This window comes from Syntrophaceae bacterium, assembly GCA_013177795.1.
Classification (GTDB): domain Bacteria; phylum Desulfobacterota; class Syntrophia; order Syntrophales; family UBA2192; genus UBA2192.
Genome location: JABLXY010000001.1, coordinates 395,719 through 420,909, shown reverse-complemented (window position 1 = coordinate 420,909; position 25,191 = coordinate 395,719). Strand labels below are relative to the sequence as shown.

Annotated in this window: 13 protein-coding genes and 1 pseudogene; all 14 read right to left on the bottom strand. The window is 62.9% G+C overall.

What is annotated here, in order from left to right:
• Nucleotides 1-72 precede the first annotated feature (72 nt).
• Complete coding sequence (locus HPY67_01875) at nucleotides 73-4,239, bottom strand: N-6 DNA methylase (protein NPV03466.1); 4,167 nt, start codon at nucleotides 4,237-4,239, stop codon at nucleotides 73-75.
• A 2-nt stretch (nucleotides 4,240-4,241) separates the two neighbouring features.
• Nucleotides 4,242-7,082: a DEAD/DEAH box helicase gene (locus HPY67_01870; GenBank protein NPV03465.1), complete on the bottom strand. Its 2,841-nt coding sequence runs from the start codon at nucleotides 7,080-7,082 to the stop codon at nucleotides 4,242-4,244.
• On the bottom strand, nucleotides 7,079-12,355 hold the full coding sequence (locus HPY67_01865) for a DEAD/DEAH box helicase (GenBank protein NPV03464.1): 5,277 nt from the start codon (nucleotides 12,353-12,355) through the stop codon (nucleotides 7,079-7,081). Before HPY67_01865 ends, HPY67_01870 begins: the two co-directional genes overlap by 4 nt.
• Nucleotides 12,356-13,023: 668 nt before the next feature.
• On the bottom strand, nucleotides 13,024-14,265 hold the full coding sequence (locus HPY67_01860) for an ATP-binding protein (protein NPV03463.1): 1,242 nt from the start codon (nucleotides 14,263-14,265) through the stop codon (nucleotides 13,024-13,026).
• Nucleotides 14,266-14,403: 138 nt separating this feature from the next.
• The gene (locus HPY67_01855) at nucleotides 14,404-15,126 is read right to left on the bottom strand and encodes an ADP-ribosylglycohydrolase family protein (GenBank protein NPV03462.1); all 723 of its coding nucleotides are present in this window, start codon (nucleotides 15,124-15,126) and stop codon (nucleotides 14,404-14,406) included.
• A 374-nt stretch (nucleotides 15,127-15,500) separates the two neighbouring features.
• Entirely contained in the window at nucleotides 15,501-15,794 is a 294-nt protein-coding gene (locus HPY67_01850) for a hypothetical protein (protein ID NPV03461.1), read from the bottom strand.
• A 72-nt stretch (nucleotides 15,795-15,866) separates the two neighbouring features.
• On the bottom strand, nucleotides 15,867-16,781 hold the full coding sequence (locus tag HPY67_01845) for an HNH endonuclease (protein ID NPV03460.1): 915 nt from the start codon (nucleotides 16,779-16,781) through the stop codon (nucleotides 15,867-15,869).
• A gap of 28 nt (nucleotides 16,782-16,809) precedes the next feature.
• Nucleotides 16,810-17,682: an HNH endonuclease gene (locus HPY67_01840; GenBank protein NPV03459.1), complete on the bottom strand. Its 873-nt coding sequence runs from the start codon at nucleotides 17,680-17,682 to the stop codon at nucleotides 16,810-16,812.
• 326 nt (nucleotides 17,683-18,008) lie between these two features.
• On the bottom strand, nucleotides 18,009-19,622 hold the full coding sequence (locus tag HPY67_01835; protein ID NPV03458.1) for a DUF2075 domain-containing protein: 1,614 nt from the start codon (nucleotides 19,620-19,622) through the stop codon (nucleotides 18,009-18,011).
• A 551-nt stretch (nucleotides 19,623-20,173) separates the two neighbouring features.
• Nucleotides 20,174-21,073 (bottom strand): annotated as a pseudogene (locus tag HPY67_01830) (SAM-dependent DNA methyltransferase).
• A gap of 353 nt (nucleotides 21,074-21,426) precedes the next feature.
• Nucleotides 21,427-21,906 (bottom strand): hypothetical protein, encoded by a 480-nt coding sequence (locus tag HPY67_01825; GenBank protein ID NPV03457.1) that lies wholly within the window; start codon nucleotides 21,904-21,906, stop codon nucleotides 21,427-21,429.
• Between the two features lie 368 nt (nucleotides 21,907-22,274).
• Nucleotides 22,275-23,390: a hypothetical protein gene (locus tag HPY67_01820; protein NPV03456.1), complete on the bottom strand. Its 1,116-nt coding sequence runs from the start codon at nucleotides 23,388-23,390 to the stop codon at nucleotides 22,275-22,277.
• Between the two features lie 33 nt (nucleotides 23,391-23,423).
• Nucleotides 23,424-24,695, bottom strand: coding sequence for a hypothetical protein (locus HPY67_01815; GenBank protein ID NPV03455.1), 1,272 nt, complete (start codon nucleotides 24,693-24,695; stop codon nucleotides 23,424-23,426).
• A 17-nt stretch (nucleotides 24,696-24,712) separates the two neighbouring features.
• Nucleotides 24,713-25,156, bottom strand: coding sequence for a DUF3617 family protein (locus HPY67_01810; GenBank protein NPV03454.1), 444 nt, complete (start codon nucleotides 25,154-25,156; stop codon nucleotides 24,713-24,715).
• Between the last annotated feature and the right edge of the window lie 35 nt (nucleotides 25,157-25,191).

Here is a 25,191-nt window from a genome sequence, read left to right as displayed (position 1 = left end):
GCGAGCTGAAAGCCAAGGGGTTTCATACATCTTGGGTTCTATTGCTTGGGTCGTGTAATCTGGTCGTACTCTTTAGTGTGTACGCGGCGGGTGGCAGCAGCGGGGGTCAGCCGGGGGCGGGTCGAGGCGGGTCTGGTAGGGCCTGCCCGTCCGGATTGCCTCAGCCATCTCGTCGTAGATCTCGAGGATGACACGCTTAGTTCGGTAATCGCCGTATTTCTCCTCGTCCTTGCGGCGGACGATGGGGAAGGTGTCCATGATGTAGGCCACGGCGTCGCGGGGAGTCAGGAAATGCTTCTTCAACTCGGCGAGTTCTGCAGGGGTCTCGTCGCGCACGGCACCCTCGGCCAAGCGGGCGGGCTTCCAATGGCCGTCAGGGGTGGCCGGTAGGTAGAGGTGGAAGAAGGCGGCGTCGAGCTCGCAGCGCAGAAGGAAACGGCGTTCCTCGTCCCAGCGGAAAGGCGGGCCGTTCCAGCCGCAGTCCTTTGCGAAACTCTCTAAGTCCCACGCCGTGTAGATGAGCTCAAGTACATGGGGTAAAAGACACTCGACAATTCGAGACGTTGGACGAGAATCCCCGCACCAAACCGCTTCCAGCTCAAAGCGCGATGGCGAAAGTGCTGGAAGCTGTTTCATAATAAAAAAAGAGAAGTTACTTCCACCTAGCTTCTGACGAGCACAGTAGTCGAATGGAAAACTATTCAGAGCAGCAATGAGTGCGGCTGTATTTTTCATTGGCAAGTTCGTAGTTATGATCTGTACGGCATGATTCGCCGCTACCATCGGAAGCATCGCGAATACCGAAGTTCGACGATTGGTTGACACATTGATGATATTGCGGAATGCGATGATTGCGGTAGGCGAGCCTCCTGGGAACAGGGCGTCAACATCTACACGCTTCACCCAATAGCGGGGTAATGGATAGACATCAGGCATTATCAGGTCTGAGACGTCCATCTCTGGTGTAAAGGCTTTTACGTTAAAGAGTGAATCACGGTCTACCTTTTCAAACGAATTGTATCGATGATTGAATTGATGAAAGAGCTTGGGCTCATACAGCGGCAGGTACTCCTCTCCATCCTTCCGGAAAACATTCCCCTCCAGTACCCACCCGTCGGCCTCGAGCTGCTCCCGGGTGCGGAAGAGGTGGGAGTCGCTGGTCATGTTGAAAAGACCCTGCTTGAACTTGATCCCCCAGGGGTTTTCCTCGGGCCGTCCGTCGCGGGCCTCGCGGATGAGGACCGGCACGCGGCGGTAGATGGCCTTGGTGAGCTCAGCATCACGGCGGGAGCGGAAGATGGGGCAGGTGCGGGTGTTGGGGTTCAGAAGCTCGATGTCCTCGGGCGAAAGGCTGAAGCGGCGCTCGGGGTCTTCAAGGTCCTCCACGGCGTGGAGGAAGAAGGCGAACTCGGCCATCTCGGCCGAAGGCTTCAACTCCCGCCCGGCGGTGAAGAGGCAGAACTTCTGTGGTGGAGCAACATCTGGAAATAACAAAAGCTTGTTTTCAAAATCATACAAACTCACCAGCGACTTTCTCCCCACCACGTCCTGGAAGAAGAACTTCGTCGTATCGTCCGTGGCGATGCCGGTAGGAAGGACGGCCCCCATGAGGCCCCGGTCGTTGAGCAGGCTGCGCATGCCCTCGGCGAAGACGGCGTAATAGTTGATTCGACCCCTGCCGCAGAGGGGGTAGCGGCCACTATTCCCAAGGAAGTGGCTTATTCCGTCATGCTCGCGGAGGGCTTCGCTGAAAGCCCTAAATAAATCGGCATCATCTTTTTTGAGCGAATCGATCATACGCTTTCGCTCGGCACCGGTGCGGGCGTTGGCAATATCGGGACGCCGCTCTGCAAACCATTCCTTCTCTTTAAGTTCCGTGTGTTCCCAGGGCGGGTTGCTCAGGACGCAGTCGAAGCCCCCGTCGGCGAAGACCTCCGGGAAGGCAAGATGCCAGTGGAAGAAGCGGTAGCGGGAGGCGAGGCGCTCGACCTCTTTCGCCTGTTCGGTGGCAAGCGCTGTTGGGTTTTCCTGGAGACGCCGAAGGATGTCCGTGGTGATCGGCTCGGAGGCGCCCGGGGCCTTCTTCCAGACGAAGGCGGCGCACCAGGCATCGGCCACGAGCTGGGCGTGGCGGTATTCCTTCGAAACGACGAGGCGGCTGAACTGCTCGGCCTTTCGCCCGACGTCCTCGAGGGTGCCGTCGGGGGCAGCGGCCAGCTCCCGGAAGCGCTTTTCGAGAGAGCCGAACTCCTCCCGCGTCTCGGCGACCATCTGGTGAAGCATGTCGGTCTGGCCTGACTCCCGCTCCTGCCGGTTTCGCTTCTTAATGGCCGAAGAGATTTTCTTGTCGTCACCCTCGATGGGGCTGAAGGCCTCGTCAGGCAGCCCCCCGGCGATGAGCTCCGGTGTCGTCCCCAGAAGGCTGTTTCCCACCTGGATCTGGTGGTCGAGGAAGGACAGGGGCTTTCCCGGCTCGAGGGCCTCGAGCCAGAGGCTCACGCGGCAGAGCTCGGCCGCCATGGGGTTCACGTCCACGCCGTAGAGGCAGCGGCCGATCACGTCGCGAAGGGCCTGACGGTATGCGAGGGTCGAGGGTTCGCTTTCGCCCTGCGCTAGGGAGCGGACGCGGGCGAGATGGCGGGCGAGCCTGTGGGCGGCACCCACGAGGAAGTGGCCCGAGCCCACCGCCGGGTCGCAGACCCGGAGGGACAGGATGGCCTTCTCGGCCTCCTCGCCCGACTTGCCCCTGATTGCCTCCTCAACAACGGGGTCAAGGGCGGAATCGAGAAGGCACTGCACGAGCGAGTCGGGCGTGTAGTAGGAGCCCGACATCTTGCGCTCGCTTCCGGCGAACTCGGCGAAGGTGAAGCGTGCGCCGTCGGCGCTCACCTGGGGGCTCAGGGCAAGGAGACTCTCGTAGACCCCGCCCAGCTCCTCGGCCCCGAGGTTTCGGTAGTCCACGGGCCGGAGCACCTTGCCCTGGCGGGTGAAGGCGAGGTGGCGCAGCATCTCGAGAAAGTCGTGGTTCGTGAGCTCGGCCTCGTTGAGGTCGGCCGTCGCGTTCGGGTCCCAGAGCATGCTCCCGAGGGAGGGGAGCGCCAGCATGGCCCGGGCCGCCTCGGAGCCCGGGTCGCCCGAGAGGGCACGGACGATGAGTTGGAACTGCCGCCAGAGGTCGCCGTGGCGGCTTCCCTTGATCCGGCCGGCAAGCTCCCGGAGGCGGGCCGTGCCGTAGTGGGCGGCATAGCGCTCGCGGGCCCTGCGGGCCTCCTCGGAGCCGTCCCGGGGATGGAGAAGCGGCAGGCCGTCATCGGGGAGCACGCGGTCCTCGGCCACGAAGAGGAAGATCAGGCGGTAGATGACCCGCAGGAGCTGGCCGTGGAGATCGGCGGGGGAGAGCCTGCCCGTGCGAAGGGCATCACGGAGGGCCGTGTTGCGGGGGTGGCCTGTGAACCCCTCGCCCAGGACCTGGAGGGCCTTCTCGACGCCGATGCGCAGCTCGCCCAGGGCGCGGGTGCCCTCTTGCTGGGCGATCTTCGTCCACTCCTCGAGCCAGCAGGTCTCGGGCCGGTCGGCCTCCCGGGGATCGAAACGTGAGGCGTGGGCGACGAGCCACAGCAGGACGAAGTCGGAGTAGTTCTCGCCGTCGAAGATGGACTCGAGGTCGAACTCGAGGAAGGACTGGCGCGAGAGGGCCTGGCTGTCGCGCAGGATCCGAAGGCGAAGACCGTTCGAGACGATGCCCCAGAGGCCCCGGCGGCTGCGGTTGAGAAACTCCTGGACGAGGCCGTGGGGGTTTGCGGCCGCGGCGCCCCGCACGCCGGCCGCGCGCCTGTCGAGGGAGAGGTTGCATCCCACGAGATGCACGGGCGTCGGGCCGGAGAAGCGGCTGATGGCGTAGCTGCGGCCGTTGATCTCGGGGCCGGGCCCCGTCGGGAGGGTACCGAAGCCCAGCTCCCGCAGCAGGGGCAGGGACCATCGTTCGTTCGTGAGGCCCGTGCCGGGGTCGGTCTCGGCGAGCTTCGCCCGGTCCTTCAGGAAGTCGGCCCAGTGCTTGCGCAGGCGGTTCCAGGACTGGGTGATGATCTCGTTCAGGCGCTCGCCCCTGGGGAGCCCGTAGTCCTCGGGGTTGGTCCCCGGGAGCTTCTCCCGCGGGTCGAGGATGCGGCGCAGAAGATCGGGCGGCAGGAGCCCGCCCTCGGAGCGGATGGCCTCGAAGTCCCGGTTGCGGCGCGCCATGGTCAGTTCAACCTCGGAAGAAGGACATAAGCTCCCAGGATGTCGACCGGGAGCACGGGTTTAACAGACACACGCCCCTTGGCCTTGAGCGACTCGCGGACCCGCTCGTGCGCGGCAAGCTGGGCGGCCGCCCGCTCCCGGGCCACGGGCTCAAGGGACTGCCGAAGCCGGAGAAGATCCTCGCGAAGCAGCTTTACCTGCTGGTCCATGGCCGTTGGCAGCAGGTTCCGCTCCGGCCGCGCCTCGAGGAGCCGCGCGGCCTCCTCGGGCGGCAGCCACTCCGGCGCGTCGGCAGGCCCCCGGCAGGCAAGTGGTACGACCTCCTCGCAGAGGATCGCCTCGGCATCCCCGGCCCGCTCGAGGTGGTAGCGGAACCGCGTCACGATGAGCGTCGTCCGGGCGGAGACGGCGGAGGTGGCGATCACCCCGAGCCGGGCGGCGACGGGCTTACCGTCTCGGGCCGCCGGGTCCAGCGCCTGGTCGAGGACCCAGCTGGCCAGCCCCTCGATCTCGGGGCTCGTGCGGGCCAGGTAGATCTCCTTTTCCCCCAGGGGGAGCTCGAAGCGGCCGGTGAAGGGATCGTCGCGGCCGATGGCCTGCCTGAGGGCGCGGGGCGTCTCGTTGCCGATGTGCACGCGGACGGCCCCGGTTTTCTTTTCTTCGAAGGGGACCCCCACGGTCTGCAGCGCCTCCCGGAAGAAGCGGCAGACGTCTTCGCTTCGGCCGATGGCATCGCGGATCTGCTTGAGCTCCGCGGCGACCGCCTCGGGACTCAGCGTGTGCTGGGCGTAACGCGAGCGGCTGGCCTTCTCCCGGTCGCGGGCGCTGTCCCACTCGGCGTGGAGTGTTTTTTTCTTGACCTGCATTTCGTTCATGAAGTCGAGGCGAAGCTGCTCCGGGCCCGCACCGGTCTTCTCCCGGAAGAGCGCCCCCTCGAACAGGGCCTCGGCGATCTGCTCGCTCGAGCCCGGCACCGCCACGGTCACGCCGAGGTCGCTCTTGATGCGCTTGTGCTTCCGGATGAGCACATCGAGGATCACGCCGTCGATGGGGTTGTCCGTGCCGTAGTAGGTCACGACCCGCACCTCGGGGTTCCTCTGGCCGAAGCGGTCCACGCGGCCCTCGCGCTGCTCGTGACGGGTAGGGTTCCAGGCAAGGTCGTAGTGCAAAACGGCGTTGAAGTGCTCCTGGAGGTTGACGCCCTCGGCGAGGCAGTCGGTGCAGACAAGGACGTAGGGGCCCTCATTGGAGACGAGACTCTCGATGCGCGCCTCGCGCTCGGCAGGCGGGAGAAGCCCGGTGACCGACTCCACGTGGACCTTTCCCTTCAGCGCATCCCGCAGGTGACGGGCGACGTAATCGGCGGTATCGACGAAACGGCAAAAGACGATGGGCCGGAAATTGTCCTTGAGGAGCCCCTTGACCTCGCTGATGGCCCCCTGGAGCTTGTTGTCCTGATCGGGCGGGATGGCCTCGGCCCGTCGTGCAAACTCGAGGAGCTTGCGGCGGGTCGCAGCGATACCCGCCGCGGTGTCGGAGCCCGGGCTGAAGTCGAGGACGGCCACGTCGTCCGTGTCGTCCTGGTCGAGGACGGTGCGCCGGCCGACCTCGTCCACTTCCTCGTCAGGGGCTTCGTCCGCGGCCGCTCGGCTGCGGAGGGTGGCCGCGGCCGCCGCCGGGCTCGAGGAGACGCAGCGCAGAAGTGCCAGGGCCGACCAGTAGCGCACGCGGCGGCGGCGCTTCGAGCCGTCTTCCTCGAGGACGTATTCACGGGCAAAGGCCAGGATGTCGTCGAACAGGGCCCGGTAGGCCTTGCTGAACGTGTAGGTCGGCTCAGGGGTCTTGTCCTTGCGGTCCGGGAAGGCCGTGTCGGCTGCCAGGTAGTGACGGATGTCGGCCCGGCGGCGCTGGACGAGGTAGCGGGCAAGCTGGCGGCGGATGCCCGCACGCTCCTCACGGTCGAGGTCCGTGGGCAGGTCGGCAAAATCGGGCCGCAGAAGGCTCAGGAGCGACCGGAAGGCCTCTTCCTTGCCGCTGTGGGGCGTTGCGGTCACGAGAAGCAGGTGCCGGTCCTCCCGGGCGGCGATGCGCCGCACGAGATCGAACCGCTGCTGCCGACCCCGGCCCACCCCCTCGGCCAGCGTGCAGCCGTGGGCCTCGTCGACGATCACGAACTCGGGGCACTTGAGGATGAAGTCCTCGGCCCGACGGGAGCTCTTGATGAAGTCGGTGGAGACGACGGTGAAGCGGTGGCGGTCGAAGACGGACTTCCCGATCGGCAGGTCCCGCTCCAGGCGCTGGATCGTGCCGGACAGGACGAGCTCGGCCTCGATGTGGAACTTCAGGTAGAGCTCCCGCTGCCACTGCTCGGCCAGCTGGGGCGGGCAGAGAACCGCCATGTGGCGGATCTCCCCCCGGTCCAGGAGCTCCCGGGCGATGAGGGCCGCCTCGATCGTCTTTCCAATGCCGACGTCGTCGGCGATGAGAAGCCGCACGGGATCCAGCCGGAGCGCCATGATGAGGGGCACGAGCTGGTAGGGCCGCGGCTCGATGGCGATCCGCCCGAAGCTGCGGAAGGGACCGGCCGCCGCGCGGGTGGAGAGGCGCGCCGCGTCACGCAGGAGCCGGCCGGAGGTAAAGTCGCCCAGGTCCTCGGGGCCGGGCAGGGGGAAAGAGCTGGATGCGACGGGCTCGATTGCCGGGAGGATGCCCGTCACCTCCTCGTCGAGACCGCCCACGGGCCGGACGAGCAAGAGCTCCTCCGTGGACTCGGGAAGAACGACCCACTCTCGTCCCCGGGCGTGGATCAGGGTTCCGGGCTGCGCAAGGGCTGCTGGATTCATGTCTTCGGCCTCCCGAAGATGTCAGGGTGCTGTCGGAAGATCTCCTCCCAGTCCGCCCTGTGATGGAAGCGGATCACGATGTAGCCGTTCTCTATGAGACGCCTCGTGATGGCGTCGTCATCCCGCTGTTGGGCCGGCTCGTCGTGCGGCGGGCCGTCGATGTAGATGGCGGCATTGTAGTCCCGGTAGTAAAAATCCGGCTTCGTCGAGCAGGATTCGATCAGGTACTGGGCATCGCTGGGGGGATGGAGCATGAGCCGGTCCACGATGTCGAGCCAGCGCCGCTCGAGGCCGCTGTCGCAGACCTTGCGCAGGGCGGCCAGACGCTCGGCCCTCGAGCCGGCGCCCCCCGAGGGGCGGCAGAGGCCCTTCGAGAGCCGGGATAGAAGATCGCGGATGAGGTAGCGGTCGAGCTCCCGGTGGTCCGGCTGATTGCCGTAGTCGAGAAGGCAGGCATAGCAGGCCTTTCCGCAGGTTAGAGACCCTCTGTCCTCGAGTGTGTCCGGGTCGAAGTGGCAGATCTGAAGGGCGACCCGGGCAAGGGCGGGCACAACGCCCGGGTCCTCGACGATCTGGTTGAGCACGCCTGCACCGCCCTCGGAGGCCTCGTAGAAGAGGATCTCCCGCCGGTCCTGGCGAGACGGCATGGGCTCGCACTCGAGCTCCCGGGGCTCGAGCTGGAAGTGTTTCTGGATGGCCTCCTTGAAGGCGGCCTGCAGGGAGGCCATCTCGGCGGGCGTCGGTGCGGGCTCGAAACGCATGACGAGGGCGTTTTTCGTGTCGCGGACATAGGGCACCACGCGCTGGGTCCGGCCCACGGTCAGGGCGTCGTCTCGATCCTCCTCGTCGGCCTGGTTCCGGCCCCAGTAGCCGCGCTCGAGATCGAGGACAAACCCTGCGGGCTGCCCCGGCTGCTGCTTGGCCCAAGCCAGGTTGACGCGGAAGAGCTCCGTCGCATCGCCGTACTTCAGGGTCATGGCCCGCGTGTCTTCGCAGAGCACTTCCGCATCCCGGCGGTCCAGCCGGCCGCTGATCTCGGGGAACCGGTAGGCGCTGACGATCCGGTAGCCGAAACGCTGTCGCTCTTCCTCGTCGCAGGTGATGCGCTGGGTGAGCCGGAGGCTCACATTCTGGAGATGGACGAGGTTTTCAATGCGTGCCTCCAGGGCGGCGCCGCAGTTGTCGCAGATCTCGGGAAGGTACTTGTCGCGCTCGAGGTGGGCGTAGCCGCACTTCGCGCAGCGTTTCATCGTCTCGGTTGCCAGGCTGTGGGTGGCCTCGACATCGTCGGAGCCGAAGTCGAGGTTGGCCTTGTAGACCCGGTAGCGGGCCCCTTCGTGATAGACGAGGGCCCGCGGACCAAACTCGGAGATGGCCAGGAAACGCGGGCGTGAGACAAACTCGTCGCGGCCCTTTTTCTTGAGGCGACCCGGCACGTAGGCCGAGATGGGCAGGCGGGGGAAGTTGTAGCCCGGCAGGAAGCCCTCCGTGGCGAAGTAACGGTAGGAGTAGAAGTCCCCCTCATAAGTCCCCTCCGCCTCGGTGAGCAGGCGGATCTGGCTTTCGGCCTGGGCACGAAGCCGTCTCGATTCGTTCTTCTCGTGCGCGGGCCGAGAAGCATCCGCAATGATCCGGTGATGGAGCTCCCGCTGGCGCATGGCCGCGCGGTATAGGCTCCTCCAGCGCTCACAGGCGCTATCAAAGGCACGCTCGACCTGGTCAATGATCTCTCGAGTCCAGCTCTCGTGAAACCAAGGCGCGAGCTTCAGCTCTTCGCGGAGTCCGTCGATGAGCCGGTCTGCACGCTCGAGGGCCGTGGACCGGTGGCCCGGGTTCCTGAGCGCCTCCGCGATCTTCTGCCTCACGGGCAAAGGGAGCCTACCGTCCATGGGAGTCAGGTCCAGCACCTCGTTGAGCGTCTTCCCCAAGTCCGGCTTGGCCGCCTCCATCCAGATGGCGTAGATGTGAGACCGTATGAGGTCCCGGTTGCGGAGGTCGATACGCGGGGGCACGACGGCGCCCGCTACCATCTGGTTGGGCTCGCGGTAGAAGTACTGATCATGCGGGCTTCGCCCCGCGCAGTAGGTGTAGACGAGGGCCGGCTGACCGCCCCGGCCGGCCCGGCCGCTCCGCTGGGCATAGTTGGCCGGCGTGGGGGGCACGTTGCGGAGATTCACAAGGTTCAACTGGGCAATGTCCACGCCGAGCTCCATGGTGGGCGAGCAGAACAGAAGCGGAAGGCCCCCGGGTTCGGCACCCATGCGAAAACGCCTTTCCCGTTCTTCCCGGTCTTCCGGGGCGACCTGTGCCGTGTGCTCGCGGGCCTCAAGAACGCACTTGAGATCGACGAACCGGCGGTAGCACTCCACGAAGTAGCGGTTGACCTCCGGCGGCATCTCCCCAGTCTGCAGGATGCGGGTGCGATCGACGGGCCGGATCTCCCCGTCGCCCGGCAGCCACTGGATTGCCGCGGCGTTGATCTGGTAGCCGGGGTCGCTCCCGTCGCCCTTGCTGCGGACCTGCTCGACGATCCCGTAGCGCTGGAGCGCAAGAAACAGAAACCGAATTGCCTCATCCACCTCGGCTCGCCCGAAAGGCGTCCCCGGCGCAACACAGTCGGAGAGAGTCCGCTTCAGGTAACGGCCGAATCCGCTGTAGGAAGAGACGGGCAGGAAGGCAGCCGGATCGGCACCCTTCTGATTCTTGATGCGGGATCGGGGGTAGGCCACCTTGGCCTTGACCAGGTCCCGCGGATCTTCGAGGTACCACACCGTGTCCTCGCGAAGTCTCGGCTTTGTCTGCTCCACGAGATCGAGCTGCTTCTGCGGGTCCAGGACGTCAACCTTGATGGCAAGCGATCGGCGCAGGACATCGAGAAGCGTAAGGAGCACTTCCTCGCGTTTCTCGGCTTTGCAGGCGCGCAGGGGCTGGGGCACGGTCACGAACTCATCGCTGTTGCCCCTGCGGACCGTCAGGCCTTCCTCCCAGAGCTCCTTCTCTTTTAGAAGCCCGTCGTGCCCGCTCAGCCCCATGTACTCGAATCGGATGAGGCCACAGTCCTCGAGGTTCGGCGCCGTCACGCGCCAACCCCGCTCCAGGTCGCGGTAGAGGTGGTATTCGATGACGCGGCGCAGGGCATCGTGGGTGCCGGTTTTCGCAGGACCCCGAACATTAGGATCGGCGGCGTACTCGTCGAAGCGAAGCTCCATAGCCTCGAAGACGGCGCGAGACAGCTCGTGGTGCTGCAGCCCCGTCTCTCCCCGGGACTTTGCGGCCTTGTGGAGGGCCGATCGAAGCAGGGCCACCTGGGCGAAGTCGTTGAAGTGCCCGGCCTGCAGGGAGGCATCCTGCCGGTTGTCGGTGAAGCTCAGGAGCTTCCGGGCCTTGGGGTCGAGATCACCGTCGCCCTGCAGCTCGATGAGGGTCCGGATCGCAAGAATCGTCGTTGCGGTGCTGCGGTTGTCCACCCCGAGGGTGGCGAGCTTCGTGCGCTCGGCCTTTTGCTGCCTCGTGTAGGCGACGCCACAGCTCAGGCAGAACAGAAAGTTGCGGTGAATGAGCGCCGCCTCGCACCCCTGGCCCTCCGTGACGATCCTGCCCCGGGCATCGACGAAGACAGGCTCGGGGAGGTCTCTTTTCTTGTCCGGCTGGATCCTCTCCACCCCTTGAGCGGTTGTTTCCTTGAGATCCTCGGGCACGCGGTCCAGAAGCGCAGGTCCATCCCCCCGCGGCCAAGGAGCCGCCGACGAGAGGTAAAGGTAGGCGTAGCTGTTTTCGTCGTCATCCGGCTCACGGCGGTCTTCCCGAGGCAGCAGAACCTTCTCCTCGTCATCCGCGGTGATCTTCACGCGGTAGTAGGCCGTGCCGCACTGGCGGCAGAAGACGATCGGGAAGAGGGGTTTATCCGGTTCGCCAGGCTTCGAGACCTTCTTTGACATCTCGAGGTGGCGCTCACCCTCGGGCTCCATCGTCGCCCAGACCGTGTCGCCGCGGGTGAAAAACTGGTGCAGACGGAAGGCGAAAATGGGGAAACGGCTCGAGGCGCTGACCCTCAGGTGAGAACCTTTCAGCAGGTACTGTCGGAGAACCGACGCGCAGCGGGAGGGCTCTGCGCCCGTGATGCGGGCCAGCTCCTCAGCGGCGCTGTCTTGCCCCTGCAGGCGACGCGGGGCCTGCCGCACGAGGCGGCCTGTTCCCTCCTCGGTCTTGATGCCGAAGGTGGACTCGAGCCAGGAGGCAAGCGGATGGCGACGGAAGGCCTCATAATCCACCGGTGGCGGAGCATCCGTCTCGATTGCCGCCCGCAAAGCGTCGATGACCTGCGGGTCCTTGAAGTCCAGCTCCTCCGTCCCCCGCTCGAGCGTCTCGCCGATCACCTGCGCCGCATCGAAGGGGATCCCGAAGAGCGTCTGCGCTACACGGGCCACGACCCGCTTCTGCTCTTCGGTCGTTCCCTCGCTTGCCATCGTGGCCGAGGTGCCGACACAGATGATGTCGTGGCCGCCGAAGGCGAGATGACAGCGCCTGATCAGGAGCGCCACATCGGCTCCCTGGCGGCCGCGGTAGGTGTGCAGCTCGTCGAAGACAAGGAAGCGCAGCCCTTGCGCGGCGCGGACGAGAGCGCTGTCCTCCCATCGGGTGAGCATCAGCTCGAGCATCATGTAGTTTGTGAGCAGAATGTCAGGCGGGTTGTTCCGGATCTCCTCGCGCTTTTCTCCTTTTTCCTGTCCGGTATAAAGCGCGAAGCGAACGGGCGGTTTCTCCTCCGGGTAGCCCCGATGGAGGAACTTGCCCAGCTCCTCTTCCTGGCTGTTCGCCAAGGCGTTCATGGGATAGACGACGATGGCCTGGATCCCGCGGCCTGAGCCTCGCCTCAGGACATGATCGACGATGGGGATAATGTAGGTCAGGCTCTTGCCGGAGCCCGTGCCGCTCGTCAGGACATAGGATTTTCCTTCGCGGGCCTTGAGAATCGCTTCCCGCTGGTGGGCGTGCAGAAAGAGCGGCTTGCCGGTATGATCGCTGTCGGACTTGTCGAGCCTGAAGATCCTCGCGCACTCGGGGTGCAGGATCCCTTCCTTGACCAGGTCGTCGATCGTGCCGCCAGGCTTGAAGGTCGGGTTGATCTGCAGAAGCGGTTCGGGCCAGAACGCGCCGTCCGCGAGCTGCGTCTCGACCATCTCCTTGATGCGGGGATCGGCAATCTTTATGAAACTCGAGGTATAGCTGGCATAGTCCTCAACGAGGCGGTTGCGAAGGTCGAAAACGTCCATAAATCCGGTCCTGTCAATCGGTCAGTTCATCGTCAGAGGCGATTGCTGCACGGTACTTCTACCGTCTGCAGACAGTCGGTTTCGATCCGTTCTCTAATGCATCCCTTCCTCAAAGGTTTGATTCGAGGGTGAAACTGCAAACCCGAGAACACAAAAAAGCCCGACACAGAGCTTCCGCTCCTGCATCGGGCTTATGGTCCCGCTCAGTATTTCAAGACCCCCTCCGGAAAACAGAGTGCTGTCCCCGCTTATCTCTCCTTCACCGCTCCGCTTTCTCCTCGGGGACTGTCTATAAGGGACGTGCTTAAACCTGTCAAGGAGAATAAGACACTCTATCCGGTTAGGGCGAGGGAAGGTGGCAGCGCTTTGTTGATAACGGATCGTGGTATTAGCATTTTTTTAGCACTCTTGTCCTAACATATTGAAATCATTCGCTGCTGCCGGGTTCGATTCCCGCCCCAGGCACCAAGCCAACTCCGGCCCGAACGCGTGGCCTAGTCATGGCATCGCGCACCCAGGCGCCGCCTCCCGACCGCCTGCCGCAACATAAAAGACCGCTTCCCCGTCCCCGTCAAGACAAACTCCGTTCCTTTGGGAGTACCGCGAGAAAACGGGGTCTTGTTCAAAGCCGATTCCACTTTCTCCACAAAGGGGGCCATGGGCGCCGCTCAACCGGCCAGCATGAAAAACGCTGCGGCCGGGATGCTGAAGCAATTGCCCGGAAAGGCCTCCGGTTTCTGCCCTCTGCCGACAATCCCGTAGAAAGGCACTCCCAGCATCGCGGCGAAGCGCCGTCCAATTCCCATGTCCGCTTCATCTCCCGTCTTTGCTTCGAAGAGAGCAATGGGGACGTTATCCTTCACTAGCAGGAAGTCAACCTCCCGCTTCTCCTTGTCGCGGACATAGTAGATCTCGAATCGGCCCAGGCCCCGCTCCGTAAAACGGGCCGCCATTCTCAGCAGCGTCACGGCCGTCATGTTCTCGAACCGCGCTCCCGGATCTTCGAGGCTCGACCAGTCAAAGAAATAAAGCTTCGGCTCCTTCTTGATGGCACGGGTTACGTTTTGCTGCCAGGGCCGTATCGTGAAAACGAGATAGATTTCCTTGAGCATCTCGATCCAGTGTGCGACGGTCCTGTGGCTGTAGCTCAGATCCTCGCTCAGAGAATTGACGCTCAAAAGAGACCCGACCTTCGACGGCAGCAGGGTGACAAGGTGTTCGAGCCCTCGGATGTCGGATATGCGGGACAGGTCGCGCACATCTTCCCGGGTCAGCAGGGTTCTGTAGTCCTGCTGCCAGCGGTTCAGAAACCTGGGAGAGGCACGAAGGAGGGGTTCGGGGAAACCCCCGAAATGGAGAAGCTTTTCGAGGGCGTCGGTATAACGGTCGGCCTTTGCCTTCCTGGCCTTATCCAGAAAAACCCGGCCGTCGGCGATCGGCCTTTCGTCATCGATCACGTAGGAAAACTCATCCGTGATCTCCGGGAGACCAACGGGAAACATCTGGAATGAGACGTAGCGCCCGACGAGCGAATCGCCCGACTTGCGGTACAGGCCGAGCCTTGCGCTGCCCGTGACGAGCAGGGTCATCCGTTCCTTGCCGGTATCGTAGATTCCCTTGAGAAGATTCTTCCAGCCCTTCTGCTTGTGAATCTCGTCGAACACCACAGGTACGGGTGACCCGCCGTATGCGTCATCGATGACGTTGCGGAAGAAAAGAGGGTTTCTCCTGTACTGGCCGACGACGGCGGGGTCGTCCCAGTTGAAGTACGTCGCCCGGGAGCCGGCAGCCTTGTCGAGCCAGTGCAGAGCGAATGTCGTCTTTCCGACCTGTCTCGGGCCGGTCAGAAAAATCATCTTTCCCGCAGTCAGCTCCGGATCGAACAGGTACTTTTCGATGATGCGCCGCATATGGCCAGATTGCATCCATATACAAAAAAGTCAAGACTTTTTTGTATGAACGTGCAAATTGGTCGAGCCGTCCGGACTCCTTTCCCCTGCCGCCCCGAGCCTCACCGTATTCGGCCCGTGCACGCCTGAAGTCAACCATCAGGCCCGACCCCATGCTTTGCCCAGAGCAGAGGCCGCCTTGCTGATTCGTTCCAACAGCGCCCCATCGTCAGGCAGGACCGAGTCCGGTATCGCCGTTCGGCCCCATTTCGCCCCGCCGATGCAGCCCACGAGGACAGGACAGTAGTTGGATGGGCCGGCGAAAGCCATCGCACGATCCAAAGCCGCGCTGAACGACGGCGAATCGTGCAGGAAAAAGACTGCGGCCCGAAGGACCACCGGCGCATAGCCACCGGCAGACAGACCATCTGAATCTCTTGCGCCAAGGGCCCGCTGTGTTTCGGGCAGCCGCCCACCTGAGGCAAACGCAATGGCCGCGGGCCAGGGCAGGCCGCGGATGAATGCGCGGCAGAGGGACGCAACGGCCGCGGCGACGTCGCCCGCCAGGGGATGGCGGTGCGTCAGCATCGCCTCCTTTTGAGCGTTCGTGCCCACAAGCGCATCCGGTATGAACGCAGCCATGGCGATGGAAGCGCACCTGTGGGCAGGGTTGCAACCCGCCGTACAGCCGCTGGATTCGCGATGCACTTGAGTTGCAGCCTGCTCAAACGAGAGCCCGGACGAGGCCAGTTCAAAGACGCGTGCCGCGGTGGGGCCGGTGTCGAAACCGCCCATCCGCCACCAGTTCAGGTATCGTCCCGAAATATCCTGCAGATCGAAGGCATTGCAGCCAATCAGGCTCTCCGCAAGCTCGAGGGCCATCCGCGTGGGACCCCCGATCCGGTCCCCCGCTGCAAGACCGAACAGTATGCCTCTGATACGGTCGCGCATATCTCAGTTCATTGGGCGAAGCGAAAGGGAAGAACTGTTTAAAGAAGGCCGAGTCGTCGCATTGATTCTTCGATGATCGGCCGGATCTCCGGTGGGCATGGCACCTTCCTATCTCGTATGCTGATTCGATTGGGTGCCATGCGCGGGCGCAGGCCGTTCATTTCCTTTACATGGGCGATCCAACAGGTCTTGACCGTCCGACCGTGATGCCTGCGAATATCTTCTTGGATCTGACGGTATGTGGCCATGGTTAATTCCCTCCGCGGCGTCCGCCGTAAATCCCGAAAGCGTTAGGACGACACTGTCTATATTTCCTTAAGCAGACGAGCTATGTATGGGCACAGAATTCTATGGGGACAAGCTTTCCATTTCGGATCGGTATATTCGCCCGTGCGAAATTTGCGATCTGTTGGAAGAGTCTCGAATCTCTTTGCAGTCATTTCGATTAGATCTTCAGATACAGAATACTCCCTTCCAGAGGCAGTACGAATGAGGAGCTGATTCCCTGAAACTCTCGCCTCAAAAAAGCTCTTTCCCCCAAGGGTGTCGAATCTTTTCCACGACCCAATGAGCCTCTTGATCTCAGTGGCAATAGTCATGTCGGGATTCTCCCATCGCTGATCAGCCGAAAAATAAGCAAAAAACCTCGGTCCTCACGTCGTTGGATTGCATCACCTAAAGACATTCTCCTGGTGCCATCGGATGTAGTCCTTCTGGGGCCATAATTGCGATTCACGAGGCAACAGGATACGATGCCCGTGCAGCGCATAATAATCGCGACCGTTCTCGAATTCCTCCTTGATTCGCCCGCTCACCTCGAACCGATAGTCCTCCGAGACGGTCACATAGCCCTTATCGAAGAGCCTGTGAATGTCCGAGCGAAAAAGAATGCCATTCCGCACGTCATGCGGGCCGCTTTCCGTATATGGTTTGATATGAGCGGCCTCCAGGGCGGGCAGTGTTTTCTCGCTTGTCACGGCGCAACGCCGGCCGTAGGCGTCCGTGACGATGACACGGAAGCTGCCCTGTCCCAGTCGGGGGGTGATGACCGTCGGCGCGCCGTAACGGGCACGTTCGTCTTCGATTATGGGCGTGGCGGAAAGACTGAGTTTCAGGCAGATAGCATCCCAAATCCGCCTGCCTTCCCCCATCTTTGTATCATAGCCCTTGCCCCTCACGATATTGGCGCTCCAATCCGCAGGCGCCGGTATCCAATCATATTGACTGAAAAAGAAAGGCTGCTCCAGGAGGACGCATCCGATTTCGTAGTCCGCGCCCCTGTCGGGCTGTGTCCGGCGGTACTTCTCAATTCGCCGGCGCATCTCGGCAAGCGATCGTGCCCCGTTCTTTTCCTCGAAAGCGCTCCAGGCAAGGCTGACCGGCAGTCGGGTGTAGTGAGCGAAGAATCCGCCTCCGACAATGAAGTGGTTCGGGCTATGCAGTTTGAAGAGGAAAGGCTCGCCGGGTGAGAGTGCCTGAAAGGTTGTCGAGGCGCTGGGCTGCCAGAAATTGACTTCGTCCACCCCCTGCCTGGAGGCGAGAAATTCATACCAGTCCAAGTCCGTGATGCCAATGAAAGTCCTCATGCAACCTCCATCGGTGTGCAAGCGTTCTTTAAGCGTATGCCGTGAAGCGCTGGTATCTCCTGTCCAGATAATCCCGATTGGGCCATTGCGACTCGAAGCGTGGCAGGATAATACGGGCCCTATGCAATTCCTTGAGCCCGTACACGAGCATGGGGCCATCCTCCTCTTTGAGAACATCCGGCCGGACGTGAATCCGAAAATCCGGGTCGACACCGACCAGGAAGCTGTCGAATGCGGCATGGTGGAGCTTGCACAGGGCCATGCCGTTGTCGATGGTCGGGAGGCTGTCGGGCTCGTTGTCCGGAATGATGTGGGCGGCGTCCAGAAGTTCCCCATACCGCAGTTTGCAAAAGGCGCATTGCGAACGGTAAGCGGCGATCACCTTCTCCCGGAATCCTCGCTGATGCAGCCGGATCCGGATTTCTGAAGTGATGTACCGGCGACGCAAGACGTCTTCTTCGGGTTCGGGGTATGAACAGTTGCGAGCAGCTTCCGGCAAGACGTCGACGGCCACCGTGAAGGTAAGCCCGGCGGGGTCGTCGTCGATCACGTAGACAGGCCACGTGGCGAGGTACTTTCCGGGAACGACACCGTGGAAGTAGATGAGGGGGATACGCTGTCGATGGGCCTCTCTCAGGCCGACGTTGTCGCGGTGGTACGGGTCCGTTCCTCGATAGCGGTAGCGAACATACCCGTCGGGGCTGAACGAATCGTCGTAGGGGCCTTCCGGGGCCGTCGTGATGGTCAGGGGGTAGTCCATACCGCGGGGCCTGAAGATTCCCTGGGGTGAGATCAGCGCGATCCGCGTTCCTTCAAACTCGAAGCCCTTTTCAAGCAGCCTGCGCGGCAATACGTCGCCGTGAATGCTGACCTGTTCGCCAAGCCAGCGGAATGCCGCCAAACGGATTCTCCGGTCAAGCGTCATCGTCAATTTGAATGTGTGCTATGCCGCTATTGATTCGGGCAGAGGATATCGGCCTGTTCGATTTCCGCCGCAGGAATCATGCAATTTTCTGGCATGAAGGCAAAATTGATATCCTATTATGACTCGGGGGCTTCCTTTTGAAAGGCTCCCGCATTCATAGAAAGAAGCAAGGCTTTTCTGTATGATCTTGCATATGGTATTGCCAGCTTGCGCCTGATTTCTTCACGCTTCGAACCGCGCCGCTCTCGGCTAGCATGTGCCTGTAGTCAATAATCAGGCCTGACCTGATTCTATGCATATGCTCAATTGCCTGTAAGCCCGAGACACTGACGGACATGGGCACATGTCTCGGCGTCTTCGAACCAAAGATAGCACCCATTCATCCCGCGGGTGAGCAGTATACGGTATGCTTGCGCAAGCGCGGCGCGCAACATCTCGTGCGCTTGTCTGGGCGTCTTTTCTTTTCGAGCTGCACGAACGCTTCGGTCGAGTCCAGTGTCGTGAACATGTGCCGGATCCGGATGCCAGCGGCCCGCACGCCAGACAAGATCGCTCAGCCAAAGCACGCCGATGTAGTCGAAGTCAAAACCGCGCACAGCATACGGGCAGCCGACTTCGCAAAGCTGATCCTGATGCATGGGGCTTCCTTGGGGTGCTTGGATGAACCAGGTGTAGTCGCTGCCATTTCGTGGAATGAAATTCCAGACCTTGCACCAGTACTTACGGTTTCCCGATTCATCCACATAGGGCTCGTGGAAGTCTTGCTGCTCCTTTGGTAAAGCGTGTGGTCGCGCCGCACCTTTTGTCTTCCACTCGCGAGCGTAGCTCGCAAGCAGCCGGACAGTGTTGCCATCTCCAGCTTTGTCTCGAAGCGCCTGTTCCAATCCGGCTGGCGTCTCGATGATACGGACGTCGAAGAAGCGGCGCCATTTTGCGGCGAGGTCAGCCAGCTCATTCGCAGGACACCCCTTAAGGAGTCTCTCGACCCAAGTGACGAAGTCGGCAGAGCCGGCGCAGCGAAACTGCGCGCCTGCAAGCGAGATGGGCTCCACTACGTTGGCGCCTAACTCTTCAGCCCAGAGGCGGATGTCGTCGATCGTGGTGTTCTCGCGGTCACGGAAGCCTTGTTCTTCATCGAGGAGGAAAATTGAGACAGTTGAGCACCGTATTATGTGCCAAGCGAGCGGCCCAAGGGTGGGTGCAAAGCCAAACTGGCCACGGCCTTCGGGATGCTCAGGATTAATAAGAGCGTGCGCCTCATCTACAATAGAGACTAGATATTGTTCGTCTTTCGCGCCATCCTGGAATGGCACGCCCCAATCGTTCAGGAGTTTCACATTTTTACGCCAACACGCGGGATCGGTTGCAAAGTTCTCACCATGTCTGCGTCGTAGGTGCCCTATCGTCTGCGTCGTTGCCGGAACATAGCTCGCGGCTCGCTTGACAAGGCCGGCGGCAGCACGGGTGCTGCTAGCGGTCTGGAAAAGTTTTGTCCAGTTGCTAGTCTGTGCTGTTGAAGTCGTCGTCAGCACCACAGAGCCCTCTGGCAGCCGGTCGTCGGTGACCAGAGCCGACCAGATGTGAGCGGCAAGCACAGACTTGCCGGAACCAGGTGGCCCTTGGATTACGAGGACCTGCTTACGTGGTATCCCGCAGTTGAATACCGATTCTTCAAGACGGGCCCGTACAAGAGCGAATGCGCTACGCTGGTGATCGAGAAGTACGAATGGGGTGTCCGTGCGATCGCGGATCAAAGCGCCGACCTGGCGAACAAATCCGCGTTCCTGCTTGTAGCGCCCGCCTACGAAGGCGCGGGCGAATTGCTCGTCGGCTGATGTGAGGCAATCGGCAAGATAGGCTGGCCAGGCCTCCCGAATGACTTTCGGGTTCAGTGTAAAGAAGGGGTACTTCCGCACTAGCGCATCATTGGGAGGCTCTGCGTAGCGGTCTGCGAAATACTCTCGCGTGAAGAGAACGCACCCACGTACGTTCGCTCGCTCATCCTGAACACTAGAATGGAATCTCCTGCAATACTCGGCGTAACCTTGTACCTGCTCCGATGGATGAAGAACTAGACTACCCCCACGCTCCATCAGCCCCTCAACTGGACCCGGATGATCACCGCGTGTGATCCAATGCTTAAGCTCGATAATTACCACGGAAGGTCCCGAGTTACTTCGGCCGAGCAACACGACGTCGCACCATGAAGATGCGGCGGGTAGTTGGTATTCGAGGGCAAGGTATCCGTGGCCAGCGATGTATAGGTGAAGAGGACCAAACTCAGGCTCCTCCAAAACGTTCGCAAGCGCAGGCAGAGACGATTCCCAAGCCTCACGTTCTTCCTTGCCGCCACGTCCTGTTGCGGTAGCAAGGGCCTCTATAAGTCGCGCTCGATTTTCTTTTATAGTTTTGCGAAACTCTGACACTGTCATCAGCATGACACGCTCTCCCACATCTTCCCTTTCACTGTGCTGTTGAAGGGAGGATTGGCTAGGATAAAGTCGGTCTTGTGGTCCGGGTGTCGGTCGTTGTAGCAGCTGTCGCCGTGCTTGATCCTGCTCTCGATGCCCCGGATGGCGAGGTTCATCTTCGCCAGTCTCCAGGTGGTGTAGTTCGATTCCTGGCCGAAGATGGAGATGTTCGAAACCGCCCGGCCGGCGTTTCCGTTTTTCCCGGCATGGGCGCGGATGAACTCGACGGACTGCACGAACATGCCCGAGGAGCCGCAGCAGGGGTCGTACACCCGCCCCCGGTAGGGTTCGATCATCTCGACGAGCAGCTTGACCACACAGCGGGGCGTGTAGAACTCGCCGCCCTTCTTGCCCTCGGCGCTGGCGAACTGAGAAAGGAAATACTCGTAAACCCGGCCCAGCACGTCCTTGGAGCGAGCCTCCTCATCGCCGACCTTGATGTTGCTGATGAGGTCGATGAGCTGACCCAGGCGCTGCTTGTCGACAACCGGGCGGCCGTATTCCTTGGGCAAGACCGCCTTAAGGGAGGGGTTGTCCCTCTCGATGGCGGCCATGGCGTCATCGACGAGCTGGCCTACCGTGGGTTGCTTGGCGCTGGCCTTGAGATGGCACCACCGGGCCTCGGGCGGCACCCAAAAGACATTGACGGCCCGGTACTCGTCCGGGTCCTCGGGGTCTGCCCCCTGGTCCTTTTCGGCCTCCAGCAGGGCATGCTGCTCCTCGAAGGCGTCGGAGATGTACTTGAGGAAGAGAAGACCGAGGACGACATGCTTGTATTCGGCCGCATCCATACTGCCCCGGAGGGCATCGGCCATCTTCCAGAGCTCGGCCTCGTAGCCGACGTTGGCGCCCGTCTTGTTGTTGTTTTCGTCCTTTTTCTTTTTCGTCCTCGCCATAGTGTTTCTTTCGCCCCTTTGTCCGTGAATTTTCGGTCACGTTTCAGGTTGCCCCGGTGAATGAAAAAAGCCCGACGCAGAGCTTCCGCTCCTGCATCGGGCTTATGGTCCCGCACAGTATTTCAAGACTCCCCCCGGAAAACAGAGTGCCGTCCCCGCTTACCTCTCCTTCGTCGCTCCGCTTTCCCCTCGGGGCGATTATTAAAAGGAACAAAACGAAATGTCAAGCAACATCAGCGGGTTTCTAACGTGCGTGCGGGCCCGGGGATTCCGGAAAGAGGGGCATAACCCCCACCCGGGGCTGTCGGCCCCGGGGGCTGGACGGTTCCGTGCAGCGGGCATATCCCAAGGGACTATCGTCCAAGGAGGTCTTTCGTCGCGTTGTAGCCCGCTTCGGGCTTCTTTGCCGAGGACGGTGTGCCGGGCGCGGTGTTGACCTTGCCGACGTAGGTTGCATTCTTCTTCGGATCCTGGGGCGGGGTGCCCGGGCGCTGCGTGTTCTGCCCGGTGACCTGTTGAAGTGCCGGGGGCTTGCCGGGCGCGGCGACGGGTTTCACGGCCTGCTGGGGCGCCGCCGGGGGTCTGGGGGGCAGCTTCGATCCGATCTGGTCCATCGGCTGGCTTTGGGCAGGCTTTGCAGGCTGATTGGGGTTCTTCTGGGCATCCATCCATGCCTTCAGGTTCGGGTTGGCGGGGGATTGCGGCGGGGGCTGCATCTTCTTCTCGTAGTCTTTGGACGCGGGCCCCGCTGCATCGGCGACAAGCGCCGGGGAGGCGAGAGCCACGGCGAAACACAGGGCAACGAGGACTGCGGTCGGACTGTTTTTGCTCATGATGGATCTCCTTTACCGGGCGGCTGCCCGTTCTCATACTGTATCGTCAGCGCGGGGCCGGACTTGAGCGGCCGCAGCGGACGTCATGCATCTTCGATGCCGAAGCCAACACCGTCAGACCCTGACTGCGTGGCGTGCGGCGCAGGACCGACGGCAAAACGACGCTCCGCACGGTCACGCTGCCTTGAGGCGTGACGAGTTTGGCGCTTGAGATCGTTCACCCTCCCCTTGCTCCCCTCCCGTCGAGGGAGGGGGATTGAGGGCGCATTGAGGGAAAGGAGTGTTGGAACCGGCTTCCCCGCGCGGGCTGCGGCTCACCGCAAAGATGTGTCTTATCGCTGGTTCGGGGGCTTCTTTCACGGGTACGGTCAGCCTCCCAGGACCCGGGAGATGAACATGACCGGCCTGTACTGCCAGCCGCCCTGGACGACGATGTTGACGACGGGGTTTTTCAGCTCGGCGTGGGAAAAGGTGTACTCGTAGGCCGTGCCGACGGTCGGCAGCCCGTCCCGGACGATGATCCCCACCTGCTTCTCGTATTCCCAGCGGCCCAGCACGATGCCGCGGAAGAAGGAGCCCTCGAAGGAGAAGCCCAGCCTGGGGCCGTCGGCCGTGTACCGCAGCGACCGCGCGATGTCCACGGCACGGCATACGTTCTCCTTTTCGGAGAGCCGGAGACGAATGGACGCGACGGTGCGGACCCCGCTCAACGTCATGAGGCCCGCCCATTTGGCGTCGGCCAGGCGCCAGGTCACGTCGATCGTGCCGTCCTTGCGCTCCTGCGCGCGCAGCGGTGCGTCCAGCTCGTTGAGGGCCATGAGGCGGCGTCGCAGCTCGGGTTCGCTTACCGGTTCGGCCCCCGGGGCGGGGAGGACCGCCGCGGCCCAGCTGCCGATCCGGTTCCAGAGGCGAAGCTGCAGGGCCGCGTAGAGCAGGATGACGATAAGCAGGGCGGGCAGATGCTCGCCCCGGCGGAAAATCGCCGTGAGGAGGTTTGCCCCGGGGTTGGGGACCAGGACGGCCGATTCCCGGAGGGCCTGCACGATGCGCTCATCGCTGTCGGCCTCCACGCGGAGGATTACGTGCCCGATGCGCCGGAGGGCGATGTGCCGTCCTGCGGTGTCCGTGTAATCCAGGCGGTCGGGCCCGGAGACCTGACGGGGGCCCGCAGCCGCCGAGGCCGCCTCCGCGAGGTCCCTGAAGGCGGCTGCAGCGGCGCGGTCATCGGCATGGACCCGAAGCTCCGCCAGCGTCCCGTCTTTCCGGGCCCGCAACCCCGCCAGGGCAGGCGGGGCCTGGACGGGCTCCCGTGCGGTCCATCCCGGGAAAAGGAGATCCGGGCGCGCGAGCCGGCCCCCCTCGAGGGCGAGTGCCCGGGTGTCCAGCGCGTACTCCGGCGGGGCCAGCACGAACCCGAGCCAGAGCGCGCCGACCGCGAAGAGCACGGACCCGAAGAAATACGCCAGGGCAAGCGCCGTTTTCAAGCCGATCGACTCCCGCGTGCGCCGACGCGCCGGTTAGCCCCTGATTTTGCCGAGGATCGTCGTCTGCGATTCAGTGACGGACTTGCGGATATCAGACCCCATATTCAAGAAATCAGTGTTTCGCCGGTTCATGTCCGAGGCCGCGTCGCAGATCGCAGCCTGCACCTCGCACCTGGTCCTGCACTGGGAAAGGTTGCTCTCCTGCTGTGCGCGCAGAGCCGATCCCGGCGCGCCCGTGACCCTGTTCTTCTCGGCGCAGCAGCTCTGACAGACGGAAAGGTTGCAGCCGCCGCAGTACTGGGGATCAAGAACCTGCTGGGCGCTGAGCTGGCTGGCGTAGTCGTTGGACTGGGCCTGCAGGGCGTTCCCGTAGGCCTTCATCGTGGCGGTCTCGGTGTTGAGGCTGTCGGCCGAAACGCGCAGCGACTGGCGCTCCTGCGCGGTCAGGGAGGAACAGGATGCAAGCTTGCGGATCTCGCCGTTGAGGGCCGAGAGCACCCCGCGGATCTCGCCCGCCTCGCGCAGGCCGTTGCCGTGGACGCGCTGGGCCTCGCCGCGGATGCGCTGCATGTTCTGCAGCTCGGTCATGCCCGTCTGCCGCGGCGTGACGGCCGTGACACCGCTCGTCTGCCGGGGCGTCGCCGGGGTCACGCCCGTGCCGCCCTGCGGCAGGGCGGCCGTGCCCGGGTAGGGCTTGAAGGCGGCCTGCTGAGCCTGGTGGCCGGCCTGCTTCATCTGCCTGCCCAGGTTGATGAAATCGTAGGTCGAGCGCAGGTAGGGGCCGAGCTTGGCCTTGAGCTGGGCCACGCGCTGCACCACAGGCTGCACGGCCGGGCACGGGGCGGGCTGCGTCGCGCCCTTTGCAGGGGTCGCGGTGCCCGCGGGCTTCTGCGTGCCGGGCACGGTCGTCATCCCCGGGGTCGTCGCCGCGGGTTGAGATGCCGTGGGGGTCTTGACGGCGGGTGTGGCCGCGGGGAAGGGCAGCGGGAGCTTCTGCAGCGTTCCTTTTGAGGGAAGTGTAACAGGAGGAGTGGACGCGGGCTGCGGCTGCTTCGTCACGACACCGGGGATGACCGCCTGGGTCGGCTTCTGCGCGGCCGGGGCGGTCTGGGCGGGTTTCTTCTCCGGCAGGGGCTTGAGGTCAAGCTTCTCCTGGGTTTGCAGGGGCTGTACAACCTTTTCGGTCTGCTGGGAGGCTGCAGGTCCGGGACACAGGAAAAGTAGAAAGGCCAGGGCCGCCGAAAGGAGGGCCCAAGGTACAAGGCACGGCCTGCCGCGCGGGCGCCGCTCACGGTGCGCGCTCATCCTGCTCACCTCCTGTGTCACTTGCAGGGACCCACCCACTTGCCGTTCATGTGCTGGGTCATCTCCATGGTGCCCTGCCTGCCGTCGGGCACGCGGACCTTGACGGTGCCTTCAAGGGTGTCGTTCTTGTACGTCATCGTGCCGCTGCTGGTGACCGTGCCGCCTTCCGCCTTGCACTCGATCACCCAGTTCACCGTGTCCCCCTTCACCTCACGCTTGATCTCCTTGCAGTCCGTGCGTCCCGGCTCCTCCTTGTTCTGGGGGACCATGTCTTTTTTGTTGAGGCACTGCCGGAAGGTCTGCGGGGGCATCTGCATGGGCATGCCCGGCATGTCCATCTTGACCGTGATCTCCCAGAGGCCCTCCTTCATGTTCGGGCCGCTCTGCCCGCCGCCGCAGGCGGCAAGCGAAAGGATGACCAGAAATGCGAAGCCCATTGCGATTGCCGTTCTTCTCTCCATGATCTCCTCCTTGGACTGATATGAAGCGGTGTCGG